18 protein-coding genes are annotated in these 16,516 nt (G+C 66.5%); 7 read left to right on the top strand and 11 right to left on the bottom strand.

Annotated elements, in window-relative coordinates; all coding sequences use genetic code 11:
* Positions 1-38: 38 nt before the first annotated feature.
* A complete protein-coding gene (locus tag BM348_RS10310) occupies positions 39-551 on the top strand; it encodes an Hsp20/alpha crystallin family protein (RefSeq protein ID WP_092904618.1) in 513 nt (170 codons plus the stop codon).
* A gap of 192 nt (positions 552-743) precedes the next feature.
* On the opposite strand, the gene BM348_RS10305 is transcribed toward BM348_RS10310, so the two are convergent.
* The 5 genes from BM348_RS10305 to BM348_RS10285 all read right to left on the bottom strand — a co-directional run bounded on the left by BM348_RS10305 (position 744) and on the right by BM348_RS10285 (position 5,856).
* Positions 744-1,949: an NAD(P)/FAD-dependent oxidoreductase gene (locus BM348_RS10305; protein WP_092904616.1), complete on the bottom strand. Its 1,206-nt coding sequence runs from the start codon at positions 1,947-1,949 to the stop codon at positions 744-746.
* 232 nt (positions 1,950-2,181) lie between these two features.
* A complete protein-coding gene (locus tag BM348_RS10300) occupies positions 2,182-2,769 on the bottom strand; it encodes an NUDIX hydrolase (protein ID WP_092904614.1) in 588 nt (195 codons plus the stop codon).
* A 4-nt stretch (positions 2,770-2,773) separates the two neighbouring features.
* Positions 2,774-3,277 carry a DUF7109 family protein gene (locus BM348_RS10295; protein ID WP_092904612.1) on the bottom strand — a complete coding sequence of 168 codons (504 nt, stop codon included), beginning with the start codon at positions 3,275-3,277 and terminating at the stop codon, positions 2,774-2,776.
* Positions 3,278-3,368: 91 nt separating this feature from the next.
* Entirely contained in the window at positions 3,369-4,493 is a 1,125-nt protein-coding gene (locus BM348_RS10290; RefSeq protein ID WP_092904610.1) for a glycosyl transferase family 2, read from the bottom strand.
* Between the two features lie 145 nt (positions 4,494-4,638).
* Positions 4,639-5,856, bottom strand: a complete 1,218-nt coding sequence (locus BM348_RS10285; protein ID WP_092904608.1) for an MFS transporter — start codon at positions 5,854-5,856, stop codon at positions 4,639-4,641.
* A gap of 113 nt (positions 5,857-5,969) precedes the next feature.
* Between BM348_RS10285 and BM348_RS21320 the strand changes: the two genes are divergently transcribed.
* On the top strand, positions 5,970-6,140 hold the full coding sequence (locus tag BM348_RS21320) for an HVO_0758 family zinc finger protein (protein ID WP_175507157.1): 171 nt from the start codon (positions 5,970-5,972) through the stop codon (positions 6,138-6,140).
* Positions 6,141-6,217: 77 nt separating this feature from the next.
* Here the strand turns inward: BM348_RS21320 and BM348_RS10280 are convergent, their stop codons facing one another.
* The 5 genes from BM348_RS10280 to BM348_RS10260 all read right to left on the bottom strand — a co-directional run bounded on the left by BM348_RS10280 (position 6,218) and on the right by BM348_RS10260 (position 10,663).
* The gene (locus BM348_RS10280) at positions 6,218-7,423 is read right to left on the bottom strand and encodes a DHH family phosphoesterase (RefSeq protein WP_092904605.1); all 1,206 of its coding nucleotides are present in this window, start codon (positions 7,421-7,423) and stop codon (positions 6,218-6,220) included.
* A 74-nt stretch (positions 7,424-7,497) separates the two neighbouring features.
* Positions 7,498-8,403, bottom strand: a complete 906-nt coding sequence (locus BM348_RS10275; protein WP_092904603.1) for an SDR family oxidoreductase — start codon at positions 8,401-8,403, stop codon at positions 7,498-7,500.
* 151 nt (positions 8,404-8,554) lie between these two features.
* Positions 8,555-8,800: a MarR family transcriptional regulator gene (locus BM348_RS10270; protein WP_139231179.1), complete on the bottom strand. Its 246-nt coding sequence runs from the start codon at positions 8,798-8,800 to the stop codon at positions 8,555-8,557.
* 22 nt (positions 8,801-8,822) lie between these two features.
* Positions 8,823-9,803 (bottom strand): transcription initiation factor IIB, encoded by a 981-nt coding sequence (locus BM348_RS10265; RefSeq protein ID WP_092904599.1) that lies wholly within the window; start codon positions 9,801-9,803, stop codon positions 8,823-8,825.
* A gap of 185 nt (positions 9,804-9,988) precedes the next feature.
* Positions 9,989-10,663, bottom strand: coding sequence for an HD domain-containing protein (locus BM348_RS10260; RefSeq protein WP_092904597.1), 675 nt, complete (start codon positions 10,661-10,663; stop codon positions 9,989-9,991).
* A 225-nt stretch (positions 10,664-10,888) separates the two neighbouring features.
* Here BM348_RS10260 and BM348_RS10255 point away from each other — a divergent pair, with 225 nt between their 5' ends.
* The 3 genes from BM348_RS10255 to BM348_RS10245 all read left to right on the top strand — a co-directional run bounded on the left by BM348_RS10255 (position 10,889) and on the right by BM348_RS10245 (position 13,448).
* Entirely contained in the window at positions 10,889-11,305 is a 417-nt protein-coding gene (locus BM348_RS10255; protein ID WP_049953984.1) for a cobalamin B12-binding domain-containing protein, read from the top strand.
* Positions 11,302-12,399, top strand: coding sequence for a methylmalonyl Co-A mutase-associated GTPase MeaB (gene meaB / locus BM348_RS10250; RefSeq protein ID WP_092904595.1), 1,098 nt, complete (start codon positions 11,302-11,304; stop codon positions 12,397-12,399). Before BM348_RS10255 ends, meaB begins: the two co-directional genes overlap by 4 nt.
* A gap of 110 nt (positions 12,400-12,509) precedes the next feature.
* Positions 12,510-13,448, top strand: a complete 939-nt coding sequence (locus BM348_RS10245) for an alpha/beta fold hydrolase (protein ID WP_092904593.1) — start codon at positions 12,510-12,512, stop codon at positions 13,446-13,448.
* Positions 13,449-13,469: 21 nt separating this feature from the next.
* Here the strand turns inward: BM348_RS10245 and BM348_RS10240 are convergent, their stop codons facing one another.
* Entirely contained in the window at positions 13,470-14,084 is a 615-nt protein-coding gene (locus BM348_RS10240) for a TetR/AcrR family transcriptional regulator (protein ID WP_092904591.1), read from the bottom strand.
* A gap of 115 nt (positions 14,085-14,199) precedes the next feature.
* On the opposite strand from BM348_RS10240, the gene BM348_RS10235 reads away from it, so the two are divergent.
* Both BM348_RS10235 and BM348_RS10230 read left to right on the top strand, forming a co-directional pair.
* Complete coding sequence (locus tag BM348_RS10235; RefSeq protein WP_092904589.1) at positions 14,200-15,558, top strand: amidohydrolase family protein; 1,359 nt, start codon at positions 14,200-14,202, stop codon at positions 15,556-15,558.
* A gap of 43 nt (positions 15,559-15,601) precedes the next feature.
* Positions 15,602-16,489 (top strand): fumarylacetoacetate hydrolase family protein, encoded by an 888-nt coding sequence (locus BM348_RS10230; protein WP_092904587.1) that lies wholly within the window; start codon positions 15,602-15,604, stop codon positions 16,487-16,489.
* Positions 16,490-16,516 lie beyond the last annotated feature (27 nt).

Genomic DNA, 16,516 nt, shown 5'->3' with positions numbered 1-16,516 from the left:
GAGTCCCCGTGTGTAACCTCCCCTCGTGGTGGTGTGCCGTGACGCTCAGAGACATCGGCGGTTCGGTCGGAAACGCGCTGTATCGCCAGATCGGCCGCGTGAGCAGTTACATCCAACGCTCCCGATCCCTCCCGTCGGACGTTCTCGAGAACGACACGTCCTATCTCGTCGTCTTCGACGCGCCCGGAGCCGACGCCGACGAGCTACAGGTTCGATACCTCGAGGGAACGGTGGGCGTCCACGTCGACCGCTTTCGCGAGTTCCACGACGGGTTCGACATGTTGTTTCCCGGCCGCTCGATGTCCCTCGAGGGGGAAGCAGAACTTCCCGACGACGCCGTCGTCGAACCGGACGCCGGCACGGCGAGGCTGACCGAAGTCGGCACGCTCAACGTCGAGATTCCGAAGGACGAAACGGGGACGGGCCCGGACGACCGCTCGGACGGACTCACCATCGGCGAGGGAGCGAGCGACGACGATCGGTCGATCGACGACGCGGACGAGAGCGATATCGACGCGGCGGAAGCCGACGAGATCACCATCGACGGCTGACCGAGGGGCCGTGTCGGCAGCGAGCCGACACTCGAGTTCAGGGACGTTATTTTCTACTGGCGTAGTCGACGGCAGGCGCTCGAGTAGCAACAGTGAGCAACGGTGTGACTGTCAACGATAACGAGCGACGGCGCAACTACCAGTGACGACGCAACCGCGGCCGCATAGCGCTCCGACAACGGCGCGGAGCGGTCACCCCTCCGAATCGACGCCCATTCCCTCGACGATGTCGAACGACTCGTCGCCCGCGAAGCGGGTCGGATCGAACCTGTCGAGGCCGCCGTCGTCGTCGAGTACCATCGCGGCGAGTCGGTCGCCGATCGCCGGCGCTCGCATGACCCCCTCTCCCTGGAACCCGGTCGCGACGAACAGCCCCGGGCGGACCTCGCCGACGAGCGGGTCTCGATCCGGTGTCGCAGTGCAGAGCCCCGCCCACGCGCGGTCGATCTCGAGGCTGATCCCCTCGAGTCGTTCGTCGACGCGACCCGGTATCCCCTCGAGGAACGCGTCGGAGGCCGCACGGTCGTAGGCGTCCGGATCCGCTTCGACCGGTTCGGTGCCGTTTCCGACGAGGATTCCCTCCGGGTGTGGGCGAGCGTACAGGCCGTCGGTCGCGTCGTACCACATCGGTTCGTCGAGTTCGGCGTCCGCGATCAGCGCCTGGACGCGGTAGGGCTTCAGGGCGATCGACACGCCGGCCTCGGCGAGCAGCCGTTTGGTGTGTGCGCCCGCGGTGACGACGACGGCGTCGACGTCGCGCTCACCTGCGACTCCGCCGGCGTCGTCGACCGGTTCGACTCGCGGCTGATCGACGGAGACGGCGACCGGCGTCTCTGGCTCGAGGTCCGCCCCAGCCCCGTCGGCCGCGGCCGCGAGACAGGCCGTGTACTGCGCTGGATCGGTGTAGCCAGCCGCGCCCGCGACGGCGGCGACCGCCACGTCGTCGCCGCGCAGGGCGGGGAACCGCTCGCCGAGTTCCGAACCGGTCATCTCGAGGGCGACGACCCCGTTGCGTTGCATTCGATCGACCTGCTCGCGGATGGCGGCCGCGCGCTCCTCGTCGCCCTCCCGCGCGAACCAGACGTACGGACACTCGACGAACGGGAACGTGTCGTCGCCCGAAAAGGCGCGGAACCGTTCGATCGCCTCCCCCGCGATTTCGGCGTCGAGGGCCGACGCGAACGCGTCGTAACACAGCCCGGCCGCTCGCCCGCTCGCACCGCTGGCGACCGAACCGCTGTCGTAGAGGGTCACCGACGCGCCGCGACGGGCGAGGTCGTAAGCGGTCGTCGCGCCGATCGCACCGGCTCCGACGACCGCGACCTCGAGGCCCGCCCCCGCGTCGGCGAACGCGTCCGATCCGACGGCGAGATCGGTCTCGAGGTCGGGCTCAGGCACGCGCGATCACCGCCGGTTCGAGGCGTGGCCGCGAGTCTGCGGGTTGCGAACGATTCGACCAAAACGGGAGGGAACCGCGATCGCGACGATCGGCGAGGGAACGGGCGACCCGTCGTGTCATGGCGAAGGATCGGGATCGAGACTCCTTATTACCACTGGGTGGACGATCGATACGCGTTCGAGCAATCCGCTTCGAGTCTCGCCCGGCGCAGGGGCCGAATCCCCGTCGGCCTCAGAACGTCGACTGCTCCAGTCGGTCGCCGGGTTCGAAATCGGTTGCCAGCTCGAGTAACTGGACCAGAATGTTCCCCGTCGCGCCCCAGACGGTGTAGCCGTCGACGTGGAAGTAGTGGACGACGGCCTCGCCGTAGGCCGGGTGGCTTCGTCGTTCGTACTCGTAGTTGTCGGGGTCCAGCAAGCCCGAAAGCGGGAGGATCGCGATTTCGGCCACCTCCCGCTCGTCCGGGTCGTACTCCCGGTCGGGCACGCGAACGACGAACGGCGTGACGGCGTACTCCGTGATCGTCCGGATGTCGTCGAGTTGCCCGATCACGTCGGCCTCGTCGGCCTCGAGGCGGATCTCCTCTGCGGCCTCTCTGAGCCCGGTCTCGAGGATCGTATCGTCGATCGGTTCCGCCCCGCCCCCGGGGAAGCTCATCTGCCCGGGATGCTCGCCGAGGTGGTCGGCGCGTTTGGTAAACAGCAGGTAGTCCTCGCCGTCGCGGTCGATGACCGGCGCGAGGACGGCGGCGTCGTAGGGCTGATCGTCGATCTGGCTTGGCTCGTGACCGGCGACGGCCTCGAGACGGAGTCGCGCCATCTGCTCAGTCGAGTCCCTCTTCGATCCGCGCGCGCTCGTCGTCCAGTTCCACCGGTCCCCACGCCTCGATGTCGTAGCTCACCTCGCGGAGGTCCCGAAGCCGGTCGCCGTCGGGTCCCCCGTCTCGCGCCGCATCGATCGCGTCGCTAAATCGCGCTCGAGCGGCCGCGCCGAGTGCGTCGCGATCGAACCGCCGGCGCTCGATGTCGAGAATGTGGGGCACGTCCTCGGCGTACTCCGGGACCGTGGGAAATGCCGCCGGGCCGGAGACGAAGAGGTCGGTCCCGGAGTCGAGGGTCGGCGCGTCCGTCGCCAGGCACTCGGTGGAGCACTCGAGCAGCGTGAACGACTCGAGGCCCTCGTCGATCGCCTCGCCGAGCGCGCGCTCGTCGATCGAACCCCCGTCCGCCCGGAAGGCGGCCTCCGAGAGCGCCCGCTCGAGTTCCGCGCGCGAGAGTCCGCCGAAGAGGTCGACGACGCCAGCGAGTTCGTCAGCCGTCGCGTCCATACCCGGGCTAACGGCGGGTCGTCTGATAGGGTTTTCGAGCCGATCCGTTCGGTCGCCGACAGTCCCGCCGCGACGATCCGGAACGTTGCCGTCAGTCAGACGTCCCCGACTCGAGTCGCTGGGCGGGCGACGGCCGGGCCGCCTCGAGCACGGCCGACCGCTCGAGCGAGGCGTCGACCCACCGGGGGAGCCGCCGATCCGACCCCGGTCGCTCGATCGCCTCGGCGTAGCGCTCGAGCTGGTCGCGCTCGGCGTCGGGATCGTAGGAAAAGCCGTTGAAGCGCGCGTCTGCCTCGTACTGGGCGATCAGCCGCTGACCGCTTTCGACGTACCGCCGGGGAAGCGTTCGGTACGTCGGATCGACGCCGCGCTCTTCGAACACGCGCAGCAGTTCGGCGGCCACTTCCCGGCTCATCCCCTCGAGCCCGTCGTCGCCGGCGACCGACCGGTGGTCGTGTTCGTGCCGGCCGAGGTCGACCTGTGCGGTCCCCGTAAAGCCCGCGTACTCGAACGCGTCGCCCAGCGTGCCGACCTCGAGCCCCCAGGCCCGCGGGGGTCGAAGGCGGTTTATCAGGTCGGCCGACGCGGCGAACTCGCCGGCTAGCGCGTACCGGAACGACTCGAGGTACGAGACGATCGGCTCGTCGTGGCGGCGCGCTATCGCGCGAACGAGCGGTTCGTAAAACAGCCGGAACAGCCGCCCGTAGAGGGTGTCGTCCTCGACGCGAGCGTAGTAGCCCTTCGCGAACTCGAAGCCGTCGGTCAGCGGCGCCAGCAGGCGCGCGACGTGCTCTCCCTCGTAACTCCGGGCGTCAGCGTCGTGGACGACGACGTACTCGTGGGCCTGGGCCGCCGGCCCGAGCGCCAGCCAGACGTCGCGCCCCTTGCCGAAGCCGTCGTCGAGTCCGACGGTCGCCAACAGCTCGTCGACGGCGGGGGCGTTACACCAGAGAACGGACAGCTCGAGGTCGAACGACTCGAGCCAGGTTCGAACGGAGCCAATCCGGTCCGCCGGCGCACGAACCGGAACGAAGACGGCGGCCGGATCGACGGCCTCGAGTTCCGAGAAGACGCGCTCGGCGGCGGGACGACCGTGTTCTCGAGCGGTCATCGGAACGACGACGGCCGTCTCCGCGAGCGCGGCCTCGACGTCCTCGACCTGCGGCGTCGAGCCGAACTCGTGGAGCGTGGCGATTCGCTCCTGGACGTATTCCATCGATGGATACTTCGAGCGAACCCTCAAAACGGCCACGACTCCGGCGAGTCGCGCCGAACGGGAGCCGGCTGTCGATCGGCTCGAGTCGGCGACCGGCGAGTGGGTGAGTCGTCGTCGAAACCGACTCGCCGGTCGGTGAGAGAACTCACCGCGCCTGACTGTCCGGGAGCACCCCGGCCGACCAGAGCGCGAGCAGGACGACGAGCAGGACGACGAGCCCGGCCGCGAGCCCGGCGAAGATCGTATCGAAGCTGAAGCCGACATCGACGAGGCCGCCGACGAAGACGCTGCCGATGGCCTGGAGCGGCATCATCGCGCTGCTGAAGATGGCGTAGCCGCTCCCGCGATGGGTGTTGGGAAGCGACGCCAGGATGTAGGTGTCGGTCGCGGGAAACAGGCTGTGCATGACGTACCCCGTCACCGCCGAGACGAGGAAGACGGCGACGACGCTCTCGGCGAGGATCAACCCGACGAGACAGACGACGAAGCTGCCCAGCACGGCGAGCATGAGGGGGACGAACGGAACCCGGTCGGCGATGACGCCGGTGAGCCAGAACGCGGGAACGCCGGTCGCGAAGACCACCGTGAGCATGATCTGTGCGAGTCCCTGGGAGAACTCCTTCGATTCGTTGAGATAGGTGACGTACATGTTGAACACGCCGTTCCAGACCAGTCCCGCGAGGCCGGCGACGACGATTCCCGTGAGTATGACTCGCCACTGGGCGGACAGCGCCTCGGTGAGGTTCAGGTCCTCGCGCTCCCCGCCCGGAAGGTCGACCCGGCGAGCGGTCAGGTAGAACGCGACCGCAGAGAGGACCGCCCCGCCTGACAGCAGGCGAAAGAGCAGTCGCCAGGGCTCGATCGGGAGCGCCGTTACGGCGTAGAAGCCGGCGACCAGCAGCGGAGCGGCGACGGCCGCGAGCTGGCTCGCCATGCCGTTGACGCCGATCGCTCGACCCGGTCGCTCGGGAAAGAGTTCGCTGACCAGCGGCATCGCGGAAACGTAGTAGACGCCGCTGGCGATCCCCATCAACAGCGCACCGACGTAGAGGACGCCGAGCGAGTCCGCGGTGGACGCGAACGCCGAACCGCCCGCGAGGACGAGTCCGGTTCCGAGTACCACCCACCGTCGCGGCACCTTCGTCAGCAGGTACCCCGTCGGCAGACGCGGAGCCGCGCTGCCTGCCCAGGCGAGCGTCGCCAGCAGGCCGATGGCTCCCGTGCTCGCGGCGAATTCGGCCTTGAACGGCTCGAGCAAGGGCGCGTAGATCATCCGCCCGAGGTTGACCAGAAAGACGAGCCCGCACAGTGACCCGAAGACCGCCGTCCGACCGCCGACGCGCCGAGTCACCGGGAAGTTCATACGCAATCTGTTGGTCGCTTCCAAGTCACGCTTTCGAATCGAAACGGTACCTGACAGCGATAGAGACAATAACAGCCCGTGTCTTTTTCTCCCCGACCGCCGTAGGGGCGTCTATGCAATCAATCCGGAAGGCGCTTCGAACGGGAGACCTCGACAAGGACACCTACGAGCGAGTGGTCTGTGCTGACTGCGAGAAACCCCTCAAGACGGAGAACGATCCGGACTCGATCGAGACGATCCGCATCTGCCCCGACTGCGATACGAAGTGGAAAGAGATTCGCTGACCGACCCCCCCCCCGCTCGTCTCCGTTCGTCCGCCCTCCGCCGACGTATTTTCTCCGAACGCCGCCGATTATACCGATCAGGACCGATCGCCAGCCATCGCGGCGAACAGCCGATCCTCGAGTTCGACGCAGGTGAGCCCGTCCGAGGGGCCGATCCCGCGCATGTGCTCGACCGACAGCTGGCCGCCGCCCATCCGGGCGTGGCCGCCGGCGTTCGCCATCGGAATGTCGCTGACAACATGACGCAGCGTTTCGCCCATGTGGACGCGGTCGTCGCGCGACCGCCCCGAGAGGTGCAACGTGCCGTCGTTTTCGCCGTAGACCACCACGGCCGTCACTCCCTCGAGGTGCATGAGTTCGTCCGCCGCTTGCGGAATCGCGTCGACGTTGTTGATCGTGCCGACGTCGCAAGTGGCGAACGAGCCCTCGACGCGCTTTTCGGTGATCGCTTTGGCTTTGATCTGTAACACGTCGTCGCTAACCTGCGGGTTGGCGATTCGGTCGAGATCGTCCTCGTCGATGCCGGGAAAGAGAAACGCACAGGCGTCGAACTCCGCTTTCGAGCAGCCTTTCGTCAGGTTGTTCGTATCGGACTGGATGCCGTAGAGCAATCCAGTCGCGAGGTCCGACGATATTTCGAACCCACCTTCCGACTCATCGTCGTCGTCATCGGCCATCGTCGCGCCCATGTCCTCTAGGTACTCGACGATGATCGTCGACGCCGCGCCGTAGTCGGGCCGAACGTCCGTAAACGCCGTTCCGGCTCCGTTTCCGGGGTGGTGGTCGACGACGACCACCGGTTCGACGGTCTGTGCGCCGGTAAATCCTCGCGGCGTGTTGTGATCGACCAGTACCACGGCGTCTGCGGCCAGATCGGAACTCGATTCGACCGTCTCGAGGTCGAGGTCCAGAACGGTCCTGAACGCCCGGTTTTCCTGGTGTCGGATTTCGCCGGAGTACTGGAGGGTCGCGTCGGTGTCGACCGCGTCCGCGATCTCGGCGACGCCCATCGCACACGCCATCGCGTCGGGGTCGGGGTTCGGATGCATCAACACCGCCACGTCGTCGTAGGAGGCGAGGACGCGCTTGAGACGCGTTCCGGGCGGTCGCCGAACCCAGCGGACGAGCCACCACCCACCGAAGACGGCACCGAGAACGGCGAGAACCACGAGCGAGAGGACGAGCGGGTCCGTCGAGACGGCGAGATCCACGGCGTCGTCGATCACCAACGCGCGGTCACCACCGAGCGCGTTTCCCACCGAACGGACTCCCTGATAGCTCATACCCCACTGTTAAATCGAGCCACCAAGAATTTTCCCCCCTCCGACTGGTACGAAGGCAAAACATACCAGAAATATCAGCCGTTCGACGAGGTGCCGGCAATATATTCCTCTATCGCGTCGCGATACCCCGTTCGAAACGTCGGATACGCGAACTCGTAGCCGAGCCCGCGAAGCTTCTCGTTCGAGCACCGCTTGCTCGTTCGAATCCGACGCCGGGCGGCCGCCGAGAGGTCGCCGTCCTCGAGACGTTCGGCTTTCGTCCGCTTGGCCGGTTCGTCGACCCCCGCTTCGTTCGCGAGCCAATCCGCGAATTCCCACTTGTCGGCCGGTTCGTCGTCGACGACCTGTACGACCTCCCCGCGTGCCAAATCCTCCTCGAGCAGGTATCCGACTGCGCCCGCCGCGTCGTCGCGGTGGACCATGTTCAGGTAGCCCGCCGTAACCGGTCCCTCGAGGTAGCGCTCGAGTCGGTACCGGTCCGGCCCGTACAGCCCCGCGTACCGGGCGACGGTCCCCTCGAACCCGTACTCGGGGGGCGTCTCGAGGGCGACGCGTTCGGCCTCGGCGAGCACTGCCGTCTTCTCGGTAGTCGGATCGATCGGCGTCTCCTCGTCGACCCAGTCGCCGTCGTGGTCACCGTGAACGCCCGTCGAGGAGGTGTAGACCAGCCGATCAGGCGGGTCAGCACGCGAGCCGAACGACTCGATCGCCGTTTCGAGCCCGTCGACGTACACAGATCGAGCGGCGCTCGCGTCCCGACCGCCGCTGCTCGCGGCGAAGACGACGGCGTCGACCGACGGGACCGACTCGAGGTCGTCGGCGTCGGTGATATCCGCTCGAACGGCCTCGAGGCCGAGGGATTCGATCGTCTCGATGCCCGACTCGGAGCGCCGCACGCCGATCACGTCGTGGCCGCGCTCGCGGAGTTGCCGGCCCAGTTCGCAGCCGACGTATCCACAGCCCAGAATTGCAACGCGCATACGCGTACTCGGGACCGCCCGCCCATAATGTCACCGCCGGCTGCCCGTTCGGCCGTCGCCGACCACGATGCCCGCCGGCCGTGCGGACTATCACTGCCGACCGCTCACATCACCGCTGACCGTTCGTACCGTTACCACCGAGCAGCACCCGTCACCGCTCGGGGTCGCCCTCGATATCGTCGTCGGGCTCCGAGTCGATCTCGACTCCGCCGGCGCGCTCGCCGTCGACGAGCCGGTACCGACTCGAGCCGACGAGCCGAACGCGTTCCCTGTCGCGGAGGCGCTCGCAGGCGAGTTCGACCGTCGTCGGATGTGTCTCGAGCGCTGTCGCGAGCTCGACCACGTCGAGCGGTCCCCGCTCTGTGAGGTGTCGGAGTATTCGGCGTTCAGTCGTCATTCGATGCTCCCCGAGATCGCTTTCATCGGCCGTTCCGGTGTGCTTCGTAGACATCGAGTATCTCAGTGTAGCGTTTTCGAATAGTTACACAGCTCACGTGCGCGGCGTCGCTGACGGCGTCCTGCGTGATCTCCTCGTTCGTCAATCGGCCCGCTGCGTACAGCGCCGCCGCGGCGATGCTGGCGGGGCTTCGTCCGCTGTGGAGGCCGTCGGATTTGGCCGCCTCGAGCAGTTCGCGCGTGCGCTGTTTGGCCTCGTCGCTCAACTCGAGCGCGGAGGAAAACTGCGGGACGTACTGGAGCGGGTCGGCGGGCTCGAGACGGAGGTCGAGTTCCTGCGAGAGGTAGCGATAGGCCCGCTGGATGCGGAGCTTTTCGACGCGACTCACCGTCTCGAACTCCACGAGGGTCCGCGGGGTCCCCTGTTTTCGCGCGCCGGCGTACAGACTGGCCGTCGCCATCCCCTCTATCGACCGACCGGGCAGCAGGTCGCGTTCGACCGCCTGTCGATAGATGACACCCGCGGTTTCCCGGCAGGGTTCCGCGAGGCCGAGCGCCGAGGCCATCCGGTCGATCTCGCCGAACGCCTGCTTCAGGTTTCGCTCCTGAGCGTCTTTCGTGACGAACCGTTCGTCCCAGGTCCGCAATCGCTGGAACAGCTTTCGTTTTCGCGCGGAGAGTTCCTTCCCGTAGCCGTCCCGGTTTCGCCAGTCGATCCGCGTGCTGAGGCCGTTGTCGTGTCTGAGTTCGCTCATCGGCGCGCCGACGCGGCTGCGGGACTCGCGCTCGTCGCTAGTGAACGCGCGCCACTCCGGCCCGCGATCGATCGTGCGTTCGTCGACGACGAGCCCGCACTCTCGACAGGCGGTTTCGCCCCGCTCGCCGTCGCGGCGGAGGTCGCCGCCACACTCTGGGCATTCGGTCCGCGAATCGACTGATTCCTGTCGTTCCGCGGCGTCGCGCGCATCGACGGTTTCGGACGGGCTGGTACGTATCTCGTGCATGGATTTCCAGGGCTTCGCTCGCGAGCCCGAGCGGTTGTAATCGACTAGCACATTCGGTTCGGTAGGTAAGTGCGAGCGGCGGATTCCTACTCGCTGGGAATCAGGTCGGTTCGCCGGGAGCGATCCGCGGCGGAATCCCTAGACGGGTCTCCTACCGGTCGAAAAACGTCCGAGAAACGGCGGCGCTAGTTGCCGATCGCCGCGATTTCGTCCTCGAGCCAGTCGCTGAACCAGCGGACGCGCTTGAGTCGCTGGTGGGCGATGCTCTCCGCGGCGTCGCTCTCGACGCGGTTTGCGGCCTCGAGTCCGCGCTCTAAGACGCGGTCGACCATCTCCTCGGAGTCCATGTGGGTTCGAGCCTCGTAGCCCATGCGCAGGAGCATCAGCGCGATTCCGTTCGCGCCGACCTTATCGAGCAGATCGGCCTCGATGAGACACTGGGTCTCGAGTGCGAGGTCGTCTAAGTCCCCCTGATAGGAGTGGTACTCGATGGCTCGACACACCTGCGAGACGAACGATTCGGGGTACTCGCCGCGCGATTCGAGGTACTCTCGAGCGACGCGAGCGCCGGCCTCGGCGTGGAGTTCCTGATCGGTCTCGAGTTTGGCCACGTCGTGGAACAGGCCGGCGACGCGCGTGACGTCGACGTCCGCGCCCTCTTTCTCCGCGATCTCCTCGGCGAGTGCGACCACGTTGAGGATGTGGTTGTGACGGTACTCCGCCGAGTGCCAGGGGTACCACCGCATCCGGCCGCCCTCGTCTTCTTTCGCGACGCTGGCCGCCAGATACTCGAAGACGAACCGCTTCATCGACTCGAACTCGGCGTCGGTGACCCTGGTTTCTTTTATTTCGACGCCCACGAGAGATCCCTCCGCAGTAAACGAATGCTAATCATTACCGAAATATATGGTCGTTTCGCTCTTTAGCCTTTGGTTCGGTCCAGTTTCGTAGCGAGCGATGGGCCCGATCGGCCAACGGCGGGACGGCGGGGGGTTCGTCGGCTCCGCGCCACTCGTGGGCTAGAGATTGACACATCCTCAGGAACGACCGTTAAAGTCAAACAGGCGGCCGGGAAACGTACTGGCATGAGCAGCGAACAGGAAGCGGAGTCGATTCGGTGTCTCGTCTCGAAAGTCGGACTCGACGGACACGACCGCGGAGCACACGTCATCGCCCGGGCGTTCCGCGACGCCGGATTCGAGGTCATCTACTCCGGACTGCACAAGGCCCCGGACGAGATCGTCCAGGCTGCGGTCCAAGAGGACGTCGACGTGCTCGGGATCTCTATTCTGTCGGGCGCTCACAACACGCTCGTCCCGAAGATCATGGACGGTCTCGAGGAGTACGACGCCAAGGACGACACGCTCGTGCTGGTCGGCGGCGTGATCCCCGACGAGGACCGGCCGGAACTCGAGGAAGAAGGCGTCGCCGCCATCTTCGGCCCCGGCACCTCGATCGAGGAGACGATCGACTTCGTCCGGGAGAACGCCCCGCAACGATGACCGAGCCGGACGAGCAACTGCTCGAGGGGCTGCTGTCGGGGAAACATCGTGCGCTCGCGCGAACGATCTCGAAGATCGAAAACCGATCGCCGGGCTACCGAGACCTCGTCTCGGAACTGTACGCGCACACGGGCGAGGCGGACGTGATCGGTATCACGGGGAGCCCCGGCGCCGGCAAATCGACGCTGGTCGATAAACTCGCCGAAACGTACCGCGATCGCGGCGAAACGGTCGGCATCATCGCGATCGATCCCTCCTCACCGTTTACCGGCGGTGCCGTCCTCGGCGACCGCATCCGAATGGCCTCGACGGTCGGCGACATGGACGTCTTCGTGCGCTCGATGAGCGCTCGGGGCACGCTCGGCGGGCTCTCGACCGCGACGGCGGACGCCGTCAAGGCCATGGACGCCTTCGGCAAGGACAAGATCATCATCGAGACCGTCGGCGCGGGCCAAAACGAGATCGACATCGTCCGCACCGCCGACACCGTCGGCGTGCTCGTCCCGCCGGGGTCGGGCGACTCGATCCAGACGCTGAAAGCCGGCATCCTCGAGATCGCGGACGTCTTCGTCGTCAACAAGGCCGACCGACCGGGCGCCGATCGCACCGTCAAAGAGCTCAGAGAGATGATCGACCTCGGCGAGGGGAGCGGGTTCGGCGGCGGAGACGGCCACCACGGGCCGGACGCCGGGAGCGCGACCGACCACGGGAGCGGTGAACCGGCGGACGACGAATCGAGCGGCGAGACGACCTGGCGACCGCCGATCGTCGAGACCGTCGCGACGAAGGGCGAGGGTATCGACGACCTGCTGAGCGAGTTTCGAAATCACCAGACGTACCTCGAGGAGTCCGGCGAGCGGGCCGAACACGCCCGCAAGCGCTACGCCGAAGAGATCCGGACCCTGCTCAGGGAGGACGCGAACTCGCTGCTCGAGGACGAACTGCAACGCGCCGGCGGGATCGAAGCGGTCGCCGAGGCGGTTCGAACCGGCGAGACGGACCCGTACGCTGTCGCCGACGAACTCCTCGAGCCGGTCGAGGACTGCCTCGAGCGCCTCGAGACCGAGCGGATGGCGGGGAACCGATCACGGTAGCTGCTCCGTGGCCGCCGCGGCGATCTCGACGGTGGCGGCCGTAGTGACGCCTTCGAGACGGCTCCCGCGACGGCCGCAGGTTGAAGGGCGTCGACGACGAATTGCCGGCTATGAAGCTTCGAACAGCAGCCGCCGGAGCGCTGGGAACCGCTGGCGCAGCCGTCCTCGGAAACCGCCTGCTCAGGAGGCGGGCGGGCGACCTCGAGAACCCGCTGCCGGGGGTCGAACGCACCTACCGGTGGCGCGGAATGGATGTCTCCTACACCGTCGCCGGCGACCCGGACGCGCCGGACATGCTCCTCTGTCACGGCGTTCACGCGGCCGGGAGCGCGAACGAGTTCGAGCCGATCTTCGAGCGACTCGCGGAGAGCTACCACGTCTTCGCCGTGGACCTCCCCGGGTTCGGCCGATCGGATCGGCCGCCGCTCGAGTACTCGGCCCGGCTGTACGGCGATTTCGTCCGCGAGTTCGCGGCCGACGTGACCGACTCCCCGGTCGTCGTGGCGTCGTCGCTGACCGGCTCGTTCGCGGTGCAGGCGGCCGATGGCGGCGATTTCGACCGACTCGTCCTCATCTGCCCGACGGCCGATACCGGCACCGAACGCCCGTGGCTCCGGACGCTGTTTCGAACGCCGGTCGTCGGCACGACGCTCTTTAACCTGCTCTCGAGCAAGCCCTCGATCCGATACTTCTACGACCGCGACGGCTACTACGATCCAGTGAACATCGACGAACAGCAGGTCTCCTACGCCTGGCAGAGCGCCCACCAGCCGGGCGCGCGGTACGCGCCCGGCTCCTTCGCGGCGGGAACGCTCGATCCGGACGAATCGTTCGACCTCCAGACCGAACTCGCCGCCCTCGAGACGCCGACGACGCTCGTCTGGGGCCGAGATGCGGAGTTAGTCCCTCTGCGCGACGGCCGAAACATGGCCGAAGCGGCCGATCTGGATCTGGTCGTCGTCGACTACTCGACGCTGTTGCCCCACGCCGAACACCCCGAGAAGTTCGTCGAGTACCTCACCGCGGAACTGCCCGCTCTCGAGGAGTGATCGCCGGCAGCCGATTCGCGCTCAGTCCTCGACCTCGAGCGAGTCGAGAACGAAGTCGTCGATGGCTCTGCGGGCCTGCTCGGGGGCGTCCTCGTGACCCAAAGAGATTCGTCGTCCCCGCGCGGCGTGGATGACGTCGGTGATGAGTTGGCCCATCTGCTTGGCGTCGACCTCACGAAAGACGCCCGCTTCGACGCCCGCTTCGATGACCTCGACGACGCTCCCGCGGAGTCGCTCGTAGTGTTCGTTGAAGATCTCCCGGTGTCGGTCGTCGTTCTGGGCCTGGGCGTAGAGTTCGTGGTACACCTTCATGCGGTCCCAGTGGGTAAACTCGCCAAACTCCGGGCCGAACAGACACTGGTCGATCCGGGCGTCGAGTTCCGTTCGGAGGTCCGCATCCGCTTTCACCTCGACGCTGCCTTCGTACTGATCGATGACGTACTCTAAAAACGAGGAGAGCAGGTCGTATTTCCCGTCGTAGTGGTAGTGGATGACCTGCCGAGTCAACTCCATCTCGTCTCCGATATCGCGCATTCGAAGCTCCGAGTACCCGTGCTCGCTCAGCGCCCGGAACGTCGCCTCCATGATCACCTCCTCGGTGTCCTTGGCGGACACCTTCCCGTCCGACTCGCTCATACGCGTACTCTGGGGGGAACGCCATATAATTCGATTGCTCGGGAGCGCCGCGATGTCGGTCGAAGTTTACCGCACAGTAAATTTTTATCCCAGTGGTAAGACTAGACACGTGCACATGTCACAAACGATAATTCAGAACGGGACGGTGGTCTCGCTCGACCCGGAGATCGGAACGCTCGAGGAGGCGGATATACTGGTCGAGAGCGGAGAGATCGTCGATATCGGTCACGGGCTGAGCGCGTCGAACGCGGACGCGATCGACGCGACGGATCGGATCGTCCTCCCGGGATTCGTCGACTCGCACATTCACCTCTGGCAGACCCAGGTACGGGGGATCGCCGGCGACTGGTCGCTCATGGGCGATTACTTCGACGACATGCTCGGGAACATCGCCGGGCTCTACCAGCCGGAGGACATGTACCTCGGGAACCTCTTCGGAGCGCTCGAGAAACTGCACACGGGGACGACGACGGCGCTCGACTGGTCGCACGCGATCAACACGCCCGAGCACGCAGAACGCGCAGTTGACGGGCTAAAAGACGCCGGACTGCGGACGCTGTACGCGTACGGGCCGCCGGGAGACGACGCGGCGACGTGGTGGTTCGACAGCACTGAAGGGCACCCGGACGACGCCGTCCGAAAGCTTCGCGACGAAAAGATAGCGGACGACGACCTGCTCTCGCTCGGGCTCGCGCTTCGCGGTCCCGACTTCACCACCGAGGAGGTCGCCCGGAGCGACCTCGAGCTCGCGCGGGAACTGGGCGTCGTCGCGACGATTCACATGGGTGCCGCGTGCTGGCCCTCCTCGATCTACGGGGAGGACTACCAGGGCTTCGGCGCGATTTCGGACATGCTCGGCTCCGACGTGAACGTCGCCCACGCGAACCACTTCTCCCAAGAGGATATCGACCACGCCGTCGACCAGGGCGTCTCCTTCTCCGCGACGCCGGAAGTCGAGATGCAGATGGCCCACGGCATCCCCGTCACGGGGAAGGTACTCGAGGCAGGCGGGCGTCCGACCTGGGGCGTCGACGTCTGTTCGAACATCAGCGGCGACATGGGGGCACAGATGCGAGTGGGGCTGCAGGTTCAGCGGATGCTCGACAACCAGCGGATCCTCGAGACCGACGAGGAGGTCACGAGCGTGAGTCTTACCTGCCGAGACACCCTCGAGATGGCGACCATCGAGGGCGCGAGGGCGCTCGGCATGGAAGACGAGATCGGAACGCTCACGCCCGGCAAACGGGCCGACATCGTCACGATCCGGACGGACGACTTCACGACCGCGCCGTCTCATTCGCCGATCCAGACCGTCGTCTTCCAGTCGGATCCGTCCCATATCGACACGGTGCTCGTCGACGGCGAACCGGTCAAACGCGACGGCGAACTGCTCAATCCCGCGGTGAACGAGGAGTTCGACCGGTTCGTAGCGTCCGGCCGGCGGTTGATCGACGAGGCGGGGCTGGATCTGTAATGCCTGCCTGCCGAACTCGAACATCGATCACGGAGATCCACACATGAGAATCGGACAATATCGAACGACGGACGCGAACCGACCGTGGTGCGGCGTATCGACGACCGACGGGACCGTAATCAGCCTCCCCGAAGCGGGATCGGGTACCGGCATCGAGATTCCGCGAGCGACGACGGATCTCCTTGCCGACTGGGAGTGGCGACGGAAGGCCGAACTCGCCCTCGAGTACGCGGCGGAGAAGGGAGCGGGCGCGTACGACGCCGACGAAGTGACGCGACTCGAGCCGGTCGGCGATCCGAACAAGATCGTCTGCGTCGGCCTAAACTACCGCGATCACGCCGAGGAGGGGGACAACCCGATCCCGGACGAACCGGTGCTCTTCTCGAAGTTTCCGACATCGGTTACGGGACCCGAGAGCACCGTTTCCTGGGATCCGGCCCTCACCGAGAAGGTCGACTACGAGGCGGAGCTGGTCGCCGTGATCGGGCGCCAAGCGCGTCGAGTCAGCGCGGACGAGGCGCTCGAGCACGTCGCGGGCTACCTCGTCGGCAACGACGTGTCGGCGCGGGACCTCCAGCACGGCGACGGCCAGTGGGTCCGCGGGAAGAGCCTCGATACGTTCGCGCCGATCGGCCCGGAACTCGTGACGGCCGACGAGGTCGACGACCCCCACGATCTCGAGATCTGGGCCGAGGTAAACGGCGAGCGACTGCAGGAGTCGACGACAGGGAACTTGATCTTCGGCGTCGACGAACTGGTCGCGTTTTGCAGTCGGGCGTTCACGCTCGAACCGGGCGACCTGATCTTCACCGGCACGCCGCCGGGGGTAGGCGTCTACCGGGAGCCACCGGTGTTGCTCGAGGAGGGAGACAGCGTGACCGTCGGCGTCGAGGGCGTGGGGGAGCTGACGAACACCTGCGCGTATCTATAGCGAGGAGTCCGGATTCGGAAATCAGCC

Origin of the sequence: Halostagnicola kamekurae (assembly GCF_900116205.1) — an archaeon.
Taxonomy (GTDB): domain Archaea; phylum Halobacteriota; class Halobacteria; order Halobacteriales; family Natrialbaceae; genus Halostagnicola; species Halostagnicola kamekurae.
The sequence above is the reverse complement of the archived record's forward strand: the minus strand, read 5'-3'. Positions and strand labels throughout refer to the sequence as shown.

What these genes read in the sequence shown, in the direction of transcription:
- BM348_RS10300 (WP_092904614.1), bottom strand. Translation starts at nt 2,769, where the DNA reads ATGGCGCGACTCCGTCTCGAGGCCGTCGCCGGTCACGAGCCAAGCCAG.
- BM348_RS10295 (WP_092904612.1), bottom strand. Translation starts at nt 3,277, where the DNA reads ATGGACGCGACGGCTGACGAACTCGCTGGCGTCGTCGACCTCTTCGGC.
- BM348_RS10290 (WP_092904610.1), bottom strand. Translation starts at nt 4,493, where the DNA reads ATGGAATACGTCCAGGAGCGAATCGCCACGCTCCACGAGTTCGGCTCG.
- BM348_RS10285 (WP_092904608.1), bottom strand. Translation starts at nt 5,856, where the DNA reads ATGAACTTCCCGGTGACTCGGCGCGTCGGCGGTCGGACGGCGGTCTTC.
- BM348_RS21320 (WP_175507157.1), top strand. Translation starts at nt 5,970, where the DNA reads ATGCAATCAATCCGGAAGGCGCTTCGAACGGGAGACCTCGACAAGGAC.
- BM348_RS10280 (WP_092904605.1), bottom strand. Translation starts at nt 7,423, where the DNA reads ATGAGCTATCAGGGAGTCCGTTCGGTGGGAAACGCGCTCGGTGGTGAC.
- BM348_RS10275 (WP_092904603.1), bottom strand. Translation starts at nt 8,403, where the DNA reads ATGCGCGTTGCAATTCTGGGCTGTGGATACGTCGGCTGCGAACTGGGC.
- BM348_RS10270 (WP_139231179.1), bottom strand. Translation starts at nt 8,800, where the DNA reads ATGACGACTGAACGCCGAATACTCCGACACCTCACAGAGCGGGGACCG.
- BM348_RS10265 (WP_092904599.1), bottom strand. Translation starts at nt 9,803, where the DNA reads ATGCACGAGATACGTACCAGCCCGTCCGAAACCGTCGATGCGCGCGAC.
- BM348_RS10255 (WP_049953984.1), top strand. Translation starts at nt 10,889, where the DNA reads ATGAGCAGCGAACAGGAAGCGGAGTCGATTCGGTGTCTCGTCTCGAAA.
- meaB (WP_092904595.1), top strand. Translation starts at nt 11,302, where the DNA reads ATGACCGAGCCGGACGAGCAACTGCTCGAGGGGCTGCTGTCGGGGAAA.
- BM348_RS10245 (WP_092904593.1), top strand. Translation starts at nt 12,510, where the DNA reads ATGAAGCTTCGAACAGCAGCCGCCGGAGCGCTGGGAACCGCTGGCGCA.
- BM348_RS10240 (WP_092904591.1), bottom strand. Translation starts at nt 14,084, where the DNA reads ATGAGCGAGTCGGACGGGAAGGTGTCCGCCAAGGACACCGAGGAGGTG.
- BM348_RS10235 (WP_092904589.1), top strand. Translation starts at nt 14,200, where the DNA reads ATGTCACAAACGATAATTCAGAACGGGACGGTGGTCTCGCTCGACCCG.
- BM348_RS10230 (WP_092904587.1), top strand. Translation starts at nt 15,602, where the DNA reads ATGAGAATCGGACAATATCGAACGACGGACGCGAACCGACCGTGGTGC.